Genomic DNA, 12,764 nt, shown 5'->3' with positions numbered 1-12,764 from the left:
TTGTGGTCGCCTAATGTGATTTGAGTGTGCTGACAGCTCGTGCCTTGCAGGGATCTATCTGCTCCGCCAGCCTGGTCATGTTCCGGGCCTGTGCTGCGTCTCGGGCGATAACGTAGAGAGCGCTGCCTGAGCCGGTGATATGCACCGTCTGTCGCAGCTTGTGTTGTAACTCGGCTTGAACCGTAGCCAGTTGGGTTTGGACTCGTTTGGCGGGCTCTGCGAGGTCGTTGAAGGGGGCGTTGGGGTCGAGTCTGGTTTGGCTGGCGAGTGACTGGACGCGTTCGAGCTCGACGGTTTTCTGAGGATTCAGTGCGTCGAAGGCCTGGTAGACGCCGGCGGTGGAGCAACCGAAGCCGGGCCAGATGAGTGTGAGGTGGATGGGCTTGGGATGAAGCAGGGGGGTCAGTTGCTCGCCGTAGCCGGTGGCGATGGCTGAGGTGCTGCCATGTATGGCTTTGACGAGGAAGGCAACGTCGGCACCGAGCGTGGCGGCGAGTTGGCAGAGTTCGTCGGAGCTAAGTTTGAGGTCGAGTAGCTTGTTGACGCCGACGAGTACGCCAGCTGCGTCGCTGGAGCCCCCACCCAGGCCGGCGCCTGGTGGGATGCGTTTGTGCAGTTCGATACCTATGCTGAGTGATTGACCGGTGTGGTCTTCGAGGGCATGCAGCGCTCGGTAGGCGAGGTCCTTCGCAGGGGGCCAATTGATGGCGTGTTGGCCCAGGGCGTCGCTGGTGAACTTGAGATTAGGTCTGTCGTTGCCAGGCGGTGAGGTCAGGATGAGCTCGTCATGGAGGTCGATGGCGACCATCCAACTGGCGAGGGGGTGGTAGCCGGTGGCATCGGGCTCACCGACAGACAGGGCCAGGTTGAGCTTGGCCGGGCAGGGCAGGGTTAGGGAGGACACGGCGCTCAGCCGCCGGCGGGCATGGTCTGGAGGATACGGTCGGTGGTCTCTTCGGCCCCCATGAGGTGGATGCTGCGTGCGACGAGGATCTGGACATCCTGACCGATCATGAGCCCGCCATGCATGGCACACCAGGCTTCATCGGCCTTCTCTGCGGCGACACCGGCCTGCTGTGTCCATCCGGCGAGGAGTTTCTCGACCATGGCGGGGAGAACGCGAGCGGCCTTGTTGTCGCTGAGGCTGGCGAGCCAGAACATCAGGCGGTACTGCTCGGGTTCTTCGGCGGCGACCCTGGCGTAGGCTTCAAGGCTCTTTTCGAGCGGGGCGCCGTCTTCGATGAGCTGGAGGACGGGCACGAACCGTCTTTGGGTGACTTCAGCGAGGAGGTCACGCTTGTCCTTGAAATAGCGGTAGATAGAGCCGACGGCGCAGCCGAGCTGCGAGGCGATCTTGCGGATCGTGGTGCCGTCGTAGCCGAGGTCGTTGAGGCAGATCTGGGTTGCGTCGAGGATCTGATCGCGGCTCAGGGGTGCTCGCTGGCGACCCTTGGATGGCTGGTTGTTGTCATCCTGAGCGGGATTCTGATGATTGTTATTGGTTTGGCTGTCGGTGTTTACGTGTGAATCGACAACCACGGGGGATGCTGGCAGAGGCCAAGTTTTTGTGATGCTGCTCATCATGTTCACCTCCATGCGAACCCGTTTAGTCTGGGGTTGGATCGGTCGGGTGTCAACCGCGATCTGCCCGAAAACGGGGGTGAATACAGTTCAATTTGTTCGTCAAGCCACTCTTGGGAGCGATAACTCACCAGCTTACGGGAGCGGGACGGTGTTCGCTAGGCCTGTGCCGGCCAAAATCCTTTGCGATTGACCCAGCCAGATACATGATCTTTGTTCATGCGTCGGTCACGCAGCCTTCGGAGGCGTTCTGGACGGTCTTGATGAACTTCCAGAGGGTGCCCTGGCTGGCCTTGTAGGGCGGCTGTTTCCAGGCGGCCTGGCGCTTGCTGAACTCTTCGTCGGTGATATCGAAGGTGATGGCGTGGGTCTCGTCATCGATGGTGATGCTGTCGCCATCTTGAACGAGGGCGATGGGTCCGCCTTCCTGGGCTTCGGGCACGACGTGGCCAACGATGAAACCGTGGCTGCCGCCTGAGAAGCGGCCATCGGTGATCAGGGCGACGTCGTCGAGGAAGCCGGCTCCTGCGAGGGCGGAGGTGGGTGTGAGCATTTCGGGCATGCCGGGGCCACCTTTGGGGCCTTCGTAGCGGATGACGATGACGTCGCCTGACTTGATCTTGCCGGCTTCGAGTCCGGCGATCATGTCCTCCTCGGAATCGAAGACGCGTGCCGGTCCTGTGAAGCGGAGGCCCTGCTTGCCGGTGATCTTGCCGACGGCGCCGCCCGGCGCGAGGTTGCCGGTTAGGATGGAGATGTGACCCTTGGCCTTGAGGGGTTTTTCGAGGGGGTAGATGATGTCCTGATCGGGTGGGAGCTCATTGGCTTCGGCGAGGTTGTCGGCGAGGGATTTACCGGTGACGGTCATGCAGGAACCGTCGAGGAGGCCTTCGGCGAGGAGGTACTTCATGACGGCAGGGACGCCGCCGATCTTGTGGACGTCTTCCATAACGTACTTGCCGGAGGGCTTGAGGTCGGCGAGGAGCGGGACGCGGTTGCCGACGGCCTTAAAGTCATCGATTGACAATGGGACACCCACGGACTTGGCCATGGCGATCAGGTGGAGTACGGCGTTGGTAGAGCCGCCCATCGCGGTGATGACGACCATGGCATTCTCGAAGGCGGCGCGGGTCATGACGTCGCGGGGCTTGAGGTCTTTTTCGAGGCAGACCTTGATGGCTTCGCCAGCTCTGCGGCATTCATCGGTCTTGCCGCCGTCTTCAGCGGGAGTGGATGAGGAATAAGGCAGGCTCATACCGAGGGCTTCGATGGCGGCGGCCATGGTGTTCGCGGTGTACATCCCGCCACAGGCTCCGGCGCCGGGGCATGAGTTGCGGACGATGGTCTGGCGTTCGTCTTCGGTGATGGTGCCTGCGATTGACTGGCCGTAACTCTGGAAGGCGGAGACGACGTCGAGGGTTTCTTCTTTGCCTTGAAGGGTGGCGCAGCCGGGTTTGATGGTCCCGCCGTAGACCATGATGGCCGGGCGGTTAAGGCGCCCCATGGCGATCACGCATCCGGGCATGTTCTTGTCGCAGCCTGGCAGGGCGATGAGGCCGTCGTACCACTGCGCGCCCATGACGGTCTCGATGGAGTCGGCGATGAGGTCTCGGGATTGGAGCGAGAAGGACATGCCGTCGGTGCCCATCGAGATGCCGTCGGAGACGCCGACGGTGTTGAAGCGCATGCCGATGAGGCCGGCGTTCTGGACGCCGGTTTTGACCTCGCCGGCGAGGTCGAGCAGGTGCATGTTGCAGGGGTTGCCTTCGTACCAGACCGAGGCGATGCCGATCTGGGCTTTGTCCATGTCGGCTTCGGTCAGGCCGGTGGCGTAGAGCATGGCCTGTGAGGCACCCTGGCTCTTGGGCTGGGTGATTCTTTTGGAGTAGCGATTCAGTGACGCGGACGGTTCGGACATCTTGGTCTCCTCATGGGGGACCCGGATGATAGGCGATTCCGTGTGGTTTTCACGGTGATGAATGGAGACTGCGGCAAGAGGTCGTGCTTTAGCCGATGCCGCGACGGGTGGGATTGAGCAGGAGGTTGTCGTGGCCCGGGATGATGGCGTCGGCGATCTCGACGGCTTCGAGGAGGCTTTCCTTGGCTTGTTCGATGTCGAAAGCGCTTCGCTGGACACGGCCTTGCTCGAGGTGTTCGGCAGTGCCGACGGCGTCGCCGGCGATCAGCATGGTCGAGCCGGTGAGGGGTAGCAGGAGCCCGCAGGTGCCGGGGGTGTACCCGGGAAGGGGGAATAGGTCGACCCTGGGGGCCAACTTGTCGGGGGCGGGCTCGAAACGCTTGAGCAGGGCGATCTCCTGGCGGAGCAGCTCCTGCTCGGCTTCTTCCTCGGCTTTCTGAAACTTCTGGACGAGGTGCTGGCCGACGGATTCCCGCTCGTTCTCCGACATGAGCCAGCGGGCCGAGGGAAAGGCCAGCAGCCCCCAGCGGTGGGCCGGACGGAAGCAGGTGAGGAAAACGGCGGAGATATCTTCTGGCTTGAGGCCGGAGCGTTCGGCGAGGCGGGCGGTCATGACCTCGGGCGGCAGGCCGGGGTCGACGAGGATCCGCTGATTGTCGGAGACGATGAGGGTGCAGGTGGCGTGCGGGGTTCGGGCGGCTCCCTGCTGCTGCCAGAGGTCGTGGACGGAGAGGGCCCCGATGCTGATGACGCGGACATCGAAATCCATGTGCCGATCTATTCCTTGAAGTGGTCGACGTGGTGCCAGGGGAGGGTGCCGCCGTGTTCTTTTTTCTTCTGCTTGAGCTGGCTGATGACGTTGGCTGGCAGGAGTTGGTTGAGCTGGTCGATCTCTCCGCCGGCGGCGATCTGTTTGATGAGGGTTGAACTGGTGAAGGCGTAGGCCTCGCCTGACATGATGAAGACGGTTTCGATTTCGGTGAGGGCTCGGTTGGTCAGGGCGAGTTGGAACTCGAAGTTGAGGTCCGTCACGTTGCGGAGGCCGCGGACGATGGCGGTGGCTTTGATCGAGCGTGCGTAGTCGACGGTCAGTCCGTGGAAGCGGTCGACTTCGACGTTGGGCAGATCGGCGACCAGTTCTTCGATGATGGCGACCCGCTCTTCGGGGGTAAAGATCTCGGCTTTGGCGGGGTTGCGGCCGACGGCGACGATCAGCCGGTCAAACAACGGACAGGCTCGTCTGATGATGTCGAGGTGGCCGTTGGTGATCGGATCGAAGGTGCCCGGGAAGAGGGCGGTCTTGACCTTGTGTGTAGGCTGGGGGGCGGGTTTTTCGGGCTCCATGCGGGCGAGTGTAGCAAGCGGTGCCCAAGGGCCGCATTGGTCGATAGACTAAAGGCACGCCGCGGGTGTGGCGGAACTGGCAGACGCGCGAGATTTAGGTTCTCGTGGGGTAAAACCCGTGCAGGTTCGATTCCTGTCACCCGCATTCGAAGATGGTCCTGTCCGGGGGATTCGACTGGCCGCAGAGCTTGTGTGGGGTAGGCTTGCGAACAGCCAGAGGCCGAGCCGGTTGTAAGGTCTGGGCACTCTGGATGAGGTGGGAGAAGCGTTTGTCTGGTCTGAGGTGTACATGGTTGCTGGGGGCGGTTGTCGCGGGCGGGCTGATGCCTGCTTCCGGTCAGGCTGCGATGCAGTTCACAGATGTGACGCTTGCAGCGGGGCTCTTTCATCGGCAGGGGCCGGCTAGCGATCCGGCGACGACCCCGGCGGTGACAGGCATGAGTGGCGGTGCGGCGGTGGCGGACTTCAATGGGGATGGCTGGGTGGACCTGGTGTTTACCGGTCAGGACATCCCGCCGCTGGTCTATCTGAACAATCAGCAGGGCGGGTTCTCGGTCTCGTTCACGGCATGGGCGAGTCCGCCGCCGGTGGCAATGACCAACGGCGTGGCGGCGGGTGATATCGACAACGATGGGGACATCGATCTCTACATCACCACCATCAACCACGATCAGCACCTGCTCTATGTGAATCGCGGCGATGGGACGTTTGATGAGGCGGCGGTAGTGAGAACGGCGACGCCCGGCGATGGTCGCCGGGCGCTCTACGGGACCGGGGTGGCGATGGGAGATATCGATCGGGATGGGTATCTGGATATCTATGCGGCGGAGTGGCGGCCTGCGAATCTGACGGGGCCGGCGGACGCTCGTCTCTATCGGAATGCAGGTGCGGCTGATCCCGGGCACTTTGAGGATGTGACCGAGGCTTACGGCGTGGCGATGGACCTGGAAAGCGGGCCGAATGCGGGGCGGTCCTGGTCGTTCTCGCCTCGGTTTTCGGATATCGATGGCGACGGGCGGACGGACCTCGCGGTGGCCAGTGATTTCGGGACCAGCCGGCTGTTCTGGAACGAGGGGGGAGGTGTCTTTACTGACGGGACGGCGAGCGGCATTGGTACAGGTTTGCACGACATGGGGTTTGACCTCGGCGACATCGATGGCGATGGCGACCTCGACTGGTTTGTGACGGACATTGATTTTGTTGATGCCCCTAATGCTCATCCGAATGGCAATCGATTGTTCCGCAACGATGGCGGGCGGCAGTGGACGGACATCACGACGGCGGCAGGGGTGCGGCAGGGTTACTGGGGTTGGGGCGCAGAACTGGCTGACCTGGATAACGACGGCGACCTCGATGCGGTGCACACCAATGGTTTTTTCGATGGGGACGCTTATCTCGATGACCCGATGCGCTTGTTCGTGAATGATGGGCAGGGGGTGTTCAGCGAGCAGTCGGCAGCGTCGGGTCTGACGGATACCGGGCAGGGGCGTGGGCTCCTGACGCTGGACCACGACCGGGATGGTGATCTGGATGTGCTTGTGGTTCGCAACGGGGATACGCCGATTCTTTACCGGAATGACACCGTGGCGGCTGGAGGTTTTCTCCGGATAGATCTGGAAGGTGTGGTGTCGAACCGGGATGCTCTCGGTGCGAAGATCACGGTGACGCCCGATCTCGCGGAGCCGGACCGTGTGCTGTTCCACGAGGTGAATGCCTCCTCGAACTACCTCGCGATGAGCGAGGTCACGGCCCATTTCGGGTTGGGTAACCACGATGGGCTTGTCGATCGCGTGGAGATCGTCTGGCCGTCGGGCTGGGTGCAGGTGCTGGAGGGGGTGTCGGTGAATCAGTGGTTGTCGGTGGTGGAGTCGGTGATCCCGGGTGACAGCAACCTGGATGGCGGGGTTGATCTGATCGACCTTTCGTTGCTGGCGACGCACTTTGGCGGCGTAGAGAAGAGCTGGTCGGAGGGGGATTTCAACCGGGATCAGATGGTGGATCTGATTGACTTGTCGCTGCTCGCGGCAAACTTTGGATCGACGGTCTCGACACCGGAACCCCATGCGGCGATCATGCTGGCTGCGGGTTTGTTTGGGTTTGTTCGTCGTCGCTGAGTAAGAGGTTGATGAATCATGATGGATGGCCTGTCACAGGGGCTGAGGGCGTTGGTTGTTGTCTGCTTGTTGGTGGCGGTTGTGGCGGCTCAGCAACCGGAGCCCGTTCGGATTCTTTTCATCGGGAACAGCTACACCTATTTCAATAACCTGCCTGAGCAGATCGACCAGATGGCCGAGTCGCGTGGGATCGATGTTGAGATCGAGCGTGTGCTCAAGGGTGGGTATTCATTTGAGCGTCACTGGCTGAATGAGGATGGCTCGCCCGGCGATGCTCAGGTGGCGATCGCTGAGGAGGGGCCGTGGGACTTGATCGTGCTGCAGGAGTTCAGCACGGGGACCCTCTGGCAGCGGCGGCCGTCGTTCTTTGCGTACGGCGAGCGATTTGTGGATCACATCCGCGAGCACGAATCCGAGGACCGTCCGACACGGGTGGTGATGTACCTGACCTGGGCCCGGCGATGGATGCCCGAGACGCAGCCCTGGATCACGCAGGGGTATTCGGAGTTTGCGGTTGAACACGAGGTCGAGGTGGCGCCAGTTGGAGAGGCCTGGCGGGTGGCTCGGCTGGAGCGGCCGGCGTTGGAATTGTTTGATCCCGATCAGACGCATCCCGGGCCAGCGGGCTCGTACCTCGGAGCTTGTGTGTTCTTCGAGACGATCTTCGGGCAGACGGCGGAGGGGCTTCCACGGCGGATGGAGGGTGAGAAGGTCCATCCAAGAGATGGCTTGCCGACGCTGGTTGACCTGAGTGAGGAAGATGCGCTTTTCCTGCAACGTCTGGCTGGTGAGACAGTGGTTGCGTTTGATCCTGAGGATCACGCCGGCTCGCTGGGCGAGGCCCCGCCTTGGCGGAACCCGCCGGTTCTGGAGCCGGATGAGCCTGAGCCGGTCACCACGGAGTGATTCGGCTTGACGTGCGCGGATTAGCGGGCATACTTCCATCCATGGACAACGTCTTTGCCTATTTTTATGGCTTCTGGTTTACCCGGCTCCGAGCCGTGGCGGTGTCCTCCTAGACCTTCTTCAATGAAGCATTTGACGGACCCCGACGCGGCTAGGCGTCGGGGTTTTTTATTGGGTTTGATCTGGTCCGGTGGTCGGGCCGATACCCATTAACAGCCACGAACGCCCCGCCGGCACATGCCGGATAGCCCATGCGAAGGAATCAGCCATGATCGTTGTGATGCGACCCGGTGCCCGTCAGGAACAGGTAGACAACGTGTGCAAGCTCGTGCGAGAGATGGGTCTTCAGGACCACCCCATTGTCGGATCCGATCTGACGGTCGTGGCGGTGATAGGCGACGAGAACAAGGTCGACGGCGAAGTGCTCGAAAGGCTGGATGGCGTCGACCGGGTCATGCGGGTGATGGCCAAGTACAAGATGGCGGCGCTCGAAGCCAAGGCGGGTACGCGATCACTCGTGGAGGTCGGGCCGAACTGCGTCTTCGGTGGCGAGCACGTGCCGGTGATCGCCGGGCCCTGTTCGGTGGAGTCGGCGGAGCATATTCTGGCATCGGCCAAGGCCGTGAAAGAGGCCGGAGCTCATGCGCTGCGGGGAGGGGCTTACAAGCCGAGGACGAATCCGTACGCCTTCCAGGGGCACGGCGAGGAAGGGCTGAAAATGCTCGCGGCGGCGCGGGAAGCAACGGGGCTTCCGATCGTGACCGAGGTGCTGACGCCCTCGGAGGTGGGGCTGGTGTCGGAGTACGCGGACTGCCTGCAGATCGGCACGCGCAATGCGCAGAACTTCAAGCTGCTGCAGGAATGCGGCAAGCAGCCGAAGCCGGTGCTCTACAAGCGTGGCATGGCGATGACGCTGGAGGAGTACCTCCAAGCGGCTGAGTACATCCTGGCGGCGGGCAATCCGAATGTGATTCTGTGCGAGCGTGGGATCCGGACGTTCGAGGATCACACGCGGAACACGCTGTCACTCTCGGTGGTGCCGGAACTGCATCACCGGACGCATCTGCCGATCGTGATCGATCCGAGTCACGGGACGGGGCACGCGCGGCTGGTGCCAGACATGGCACGTGCAGCTGTTGCGGCGGGCTGCGACGGGCTGGCGATCGAGGTGCACCCCGATCCGGAGCACGCGATGACGGATGGGGCTCAGAACATCACGCCCGAGACGCTGGCGACATTGATGGTGAGTCTGGAGCGGGTGGCTTCGGCGGTGGATCGTCGGTGTGTGGTGGAGGGGGTGGGAGTGTGAGGTAGCTCAATGACTCGTCTACCACTGATTTTTGCTCTGTGTGTGACCCGCGCTATCAGCAGATTGGTGCTGAGGAGTTCATTGCACGTTACGAACAATCTCGGCATTTTCACGAGGACCATCGATACCAAGGTGTTTTTTGGCGGCACCACCATATGTCTTACTGCTCAACCAAAGAGGGGCTGTTGAGTTATCCGCAGTATCAGTTGACGTACACATGCCTAAGGGATGAGTTGCCTGCCGATTTTCCGGCACAGCCTCAGACTTGGTTGGAGATCGAAATTCCTAAAACTCGCGAAGAGTTGTTGGGTCTCGATTGAATCATCGATTCAGAAGCAGATCTGCGATGCCAGCAGTGCCAAGGATCACGCTGATCACGCCGTTGACCGTGAAAAAGGCGATGTCCAGCATCTTGTCGTCGCGGGAGGCGACCAGGGCGTGTTCGAGGACCAGCAGGCCGACGCACAAGTAGGCGGCGGTCAGGAAGATCGGGCCGAGCAGGGGGCTGGCGAGTGCTAGTGTGAGCAGCAGGCTGGCGGCCAGCAGGTGGAGGGTGCGGGAGGCCCAGAGGGCACCCGCAAGTCCGAGGGCTGAGGGGATGGAGTGGATGCCGTGCGTCTGGTCGTGCTTGAGGTCGGCGAGGGCGTAGAGGATGTCGAAGCCGGCGACCCAGGCGAGGACGAAGCCGGCGAGCAGCCAGAGTTCGGGTTCGGCGAGGTAGGCGGGGCCGATGGCCAGACCCGCGGCGAGCGGGCTGAGGCCGAGCGCAATCCCCAGGACGATGTGGCAGAAGGCCGAGAAGCGCTTCATGAAGCTGTAGACGCCCAGCACCAGCAGGACGAGGGGCGAGAAGACCAGCGGCCAGGGATTCTCAGCCAGAAGGAAGCCCGCGGCACCGGCGACGAGCAGACCTGCGGACACTAGCGTGGCCGCCAGCATCTGGCCCGGGGTGACCCGGCCGGCGGGGATGGCTCTTCGAGCGGTGCGCGGGTTGTCGGCATCCAGCCGCCCGTCGGCCCAGCGATTCAGGGCCATGGCGTAGGTGCGAGCCGTGACCATGCAGAAGAGAATCAGCACCCATTCAAGTACGTTGGGCAGCCTCTGCTGACTGCCGGCGGCGAGAAACATGGCCAGCAGCGCGAAGGGCAGCGCGAAGACGGTGTGGGCCAGTTTGATGTCGGCAGCGATCTCACGTGCCGCTGCGAGTGCGTGAGAGCGGACAGCCGGAGCGGGCGATTCAGTGGTGCTCATCGTCGTGACCCGTGGCTCGTTCTTTGGCGATCTGGTCGGCCCAGCGCACGTTGAGGTCGTGCTCGATCTCGAGGTGGTCGAGGCAGCGGCCGACGACGAAATCGATGATGGCATCGACCGACTTGGGTATCATGTAGAAACCTGGATTGGCGGGGAGCATGAGGGCTCCGGCTTCAGTCACCGTCTTCATGTTGTTGATATCGATCAGATTCAGCGGGGTTTCACGATGCACGAGGATCAGCTTGCGTCGTTCCTTGAGCGTGACGTGGGCGGCCCGGTGGATGAGGTTCTGGCTGACGCCGTTGGCGATGGCCCCGAGTGAGTTGGAGGAGCAGGGGATGATGATCATCCCGTCGTGGCGGAATGAGCCGGAGGCCATGGGGGCTCCGACGTCGCGGTAGGGCTGAAGTTTGATGGACCCGCCGGTCCGGGGTTGCTCGACTTTTGTGCTGTCCAGGAGGACCGAGCCGTCGCCAGCGAGTTGTTCGAGATCGACGTTCTCCATCCCGAGTTCGTCGTGGAGCAGCCGCCGGCCGAGTGGGGAGACGACAAGGTGAACCTCGACACCTGCATCAACAGCGAGCTCGACCAGACGGGTGGCGTAGGCGGCCCCGCTGGCTCCTGTGATCCCGACAACGATGCGATGTGGTTCGTGGCTGGCCAAACCCAGGCTCCGATGAGTGTTCTGTCGGGAGTTTAGCGCTTGACTGGCCGCGTTTCCGGCCCGGCTTACCGGGACTCGCGGATCAGTTCGAGCGTGACACCCTCGCCATCGACCTTGAGGCCGGTTAGACGGACGGAGGCCTTCTTATCGACCGGGAAGACCGGGTCGAAGGAGCGGCCATGGAAAGCCGCGGCGATGGTCTGCGCTTTGCTCGCGTCCTTGGCCTGATCGGCGTAGTTCTCAAGCTGGCTGGCGATGATCTGTCTTGGCAGCCGGAGGGTGCCGGCGTCGATCCGTGCGATCTTGATGCTGGCTTCGCCGGTGGTTTGGAAGGTGAAGTCCGTAAAGAGTGACACCCAGCCCGTGACCTCGTCGGTTTTGAGTTTGAAAGCGAGCACCAGCTGGCCATCGACCTGATTGATGAGGAAGTCGCTCGCGAACTCTGGCAGGGAGGCACCCTGGTTGGCCATCCAGGCACCGAGCCGTTCGCTGAGCCATGCGTTGGCCTCGTTGAAAGTCATCCTGACCTGCTGGGGTTGGTTGCGCTCAGCGGCAGATGCCGAGGCGAAATCGAATCGGCGGCCCGTGCCGTCGAGACTGGCCGAGGCGGTCTTGCCTTCGAGCAAAGCACGGGTGTCGGCGTCGATCGAACTGTTGGCGTCGGCGAACAGCGAGGCGAGGCGCTGCTCCAGGGATTCAGCGGTCGCACGGCGCTCGGTAGTCGGGGTATCGTCCAGCCAGGTGAGGGCCTCACGGACGTGCGACGGCTTGCTCGCCGCGAGATAAGCGAGGGTTCCGCCAGCCAGTGTCATGACGCCGATGGTCACCATCAGGATGGTTGCCCAGGGAAAACGCTTGGATGCATGACTCATGTGGTGTCCTCACTCCGGCATAGAGACGTCTAGCTTGGGGAGCTATCGGACAGGTCGCCAAGCCGGTGGAGGTCCCTCGCGACATCGGCCAGACGTTGGTGGAGGATCTCGTGATCGGGGACGGCATCAATCGCCTGCGCAAGCCGGTCAAGCTTGGCAACGGAGGAAGACCTTTCGGCCTGCATCGCCACGGCGGCATCACCAAGCGTCTCGGCGGCATCCTGGAACCACGCGCTGGGTGAGATGCTGGTCTTGCCCTGGCTGACCGCTTGCTCCGGCTCCAGCCAGCTGCCGATGGGGCATCCTTCCGGAGCGGTTATGGAGGCGGCGATCTCGCGGTCACGCCAACTCCGCACGGTTCGCGACGGGCCTGACCCTTCGGCGAGCAGGACTTCGATCCACAGACGCCGACGGACGGCTTCCTTCCAGATCTGCCTTGCTTCAGGTGCTCCGAGTGGCGCTGTAACGACGATTTGTGCGGCGTAGATCTCTCCGGGTTGCTTGCCCGCGCTGCTATAGGGCTTGGGGCCTGGGGCAGGCCCGCTGGCTGCGAGGCTATCGAGAACGGTCTGGACGCGCTCGGGGCCGAAGATCATCCAGCCCTCGGCGGCGATCATCCGGCGCTGCCTGCGGCTCTCCTGAAGCGGCATCAGGATGCGTGCGTAGTCGTCCCACGATTCGAGCCGTCTGGCTTCTGTGAGGGCGCGCTCGGCATAGAGCTCACAGGTGAGGTAGTCACGCTCCAGCAGAGCGGCGCTGGCCTTTTCCATATCAACTGCGATGGTGCTGGTGTCGGTCACAAGAT

The 12,764-nt window shown here is 62.5% G+C and carries 12 protein-coding genes and 1 tRNA gene; 4 read left to right on the top strand and 9 right to left on the bottom strand.

Translation table 11 applies throughout. From position 1 onward, the window contains the following. Window positions 1-10: 10 nt before the first annotated feature. The 5 genes from ispE to coaD all read right to left on the bottom strand — a co-directional run bounded on the left by ispE (window position 11) and on the right by coaD (window position 4,843). Window positions 11-904, bottom strand: coding sequence for a 4-(cytidine 5'-diphospho)-2-C-methyl-D-erythritol kinase (gene ispE, locus ACQZAB_RS13695; RefSeq protein ID WP_428390077.1), 894 nt, complete (start codon window positions 902-904; stop codon window positions 11-13). A gap of 5 nt (window positions 905-909) precedes the next feature. Continuing rightward, the gene (locus ACQZAB_RS13690; RefSeq protein ID WP_428390076.1) at window positions 910-1,539 is read right to left on the bottom strand and encodes a TetR/AcrR family transcriptional regulator; all 630 of its coding nucleotides are present in this window, start codon (window positions 1,537-1,539) and stop codon (window positions 910-912) included. Between the two features lie 259 nt (window positions 1,540-1,798). After that, window positions 1,799-3,499, bottom strand: coding sequence for a dihydroxy-acid dehydratase (gene ilvD, locus ACQZAB_RS13685; RefSeq protein ID WP_428390075.1), 1,701 nt, complete (start codon window positions 3,497-3,499; stop codon window positions 1,799-1,801). Window positions 3,500-3,587: 88 nt separating this feature from the next. Then, complete coding sequence (locus ACQZAB_RS13680) at window positions 3,588-4,268, bottom strand: MBL fold metallo-hydrolase (RefSeq protein ID WP_428390074.1); 681 nt, start codon at window positions 4,266-4,268, stop codon at window positions 3,588-3,590. A gap of 8 nt (window positions 4,269-4,276) precedes the next feature. After that, a complete protein-coding gene (coaD, locus tag ACQZAB_RS13675) occupies window positions 4,277-4,843 on the bottom strand; it encodes a pantetheine-phosphate adenylyltransferase (protein ID WP_428390073.1) in 567 nt (188 codons plus the stop codon). A 61-nt stretch (window positions 4,844-4,904) separates the two neighbouring features. Here coaD and ACQZAB_RS13670 point away from each other — a divergent pair. The 4 genes from ACQZAB_RS13670 to aroF all read left to right on the top strand — a co-directional run bounded on the left by ACQZAB_RS13670 (window position 4,905) and on the right by aroF (window position 9,172). Beyond that, window positions 4,905-4,988 (top strand) — tRNA-Leu (locus tag ACQZAB_RS13670). A gap of 148 nt (window positions 4,989-5,136) precedes the next feature. Then, a complete protein-coding gene (locus ACQZAB_RS13665; RefSeq protein WP_428390072.1) occupies window positions 5,137-6,957 on the top strand; it encodes an FG-GAP-like repeat-containing protein in 1,821 nt (606 codons plus the stop codon). 18 nt (window positions 6,958-6,975) lie between these two features. Next, a complete protein-coding gene (locus tag ACQZAB_RS13660) occupies window positions 6,976-7,863 on the top strand; it encodes a hypothetical protein (RefSeq protein WP_428390071.1) in 888 nt (295 codons plus the stop codon). Window positions 7,864-8,131: 268 nt separating this feature from the next. Beyond that, window positions 8,132-9,172 (top strand): 3-deoxy-7-phosphoheptulonate synthase, encoded by a 1,041-nt coding sequence (gene aroF / locus ACQZAB_RS13655; protein ID WP_428390070.1) that lies wholly within the window; start codon window positions 8,132-8,134, stop codon window positions 9,170-9,172. Window positions 9,173-9,493: 321 nt separating this feature from the next. Here the strand turns inward: aroF and ACQZAB_RS13650 are convergent, their stop codons facing one another. From ACQZAB_RS13650 to ACQZAB_RS13635, 4 genes are all read right to left on the bottom strand, one after another. Then, entirely contained in the window at window positions 9,494-10,423 is a 930-nt protein-coding gene (locus tag ACQZAB_RS13650; RefSeq protein WP_428390069.1) for a UbiA-like polyprenyltransferase, read from the bottom strand. Next, window positions 10,410-11,087 carry a UbiX family flavin prenyltransferase gene (locus tag ACQZAB_RS13645; protein ID WP_428390068.1) on the bottom strand — a complete coding sequence of 226 codons (678 nt, stop codon included), beginning with the start codon at window positions 11,085-11,087 and terminating at the stop codon, window positions 10,410-10,412. Before ACQZAB_RS13645 ends, ACQZAB_RS13650 begins: the two co-directional genes overlap by 14 nt. A gap of 65 nt (window positions 11,088-11,152) precedes the next feature. Then, on the bottom strand, window positions 11,153-11,959 hold the full coding sequence (locus ACQZAB_RS13640) for a hypothetical protein (RefSeq protein WP_428390067.1): 807 nt from the start codon (window positions 11,957-11,959) through the stop codon (window positions 11,153-11,155). Between the two features lie 29 nt (window positions 11,960-11,988). Continuing rightward, on the bottom strand, window positions 11,989-12,759 hold the full coding sequence (locus tag ACQZAB_RS13635; protein WP_428390066.1) for a hypothetical protein: 771 nt from the start codon (window positions 12,757-12,759) through the stop codon (window positions 11,989-11,991). Window positions 12,760-12,764 lie beyond the last annotated feature (5 nt).

Source organism: Mucisphaera sp., from assembly GCF_965279675.1.
Lineage (GTDB): Bacteria > Planctomycetota > Phycisphaerae > Phycisphaerales > Phycisphaeraceae > Mucisphaera.
This window is presented reverse-complemented; position numbering and strand designations above follow the sequence as displayed.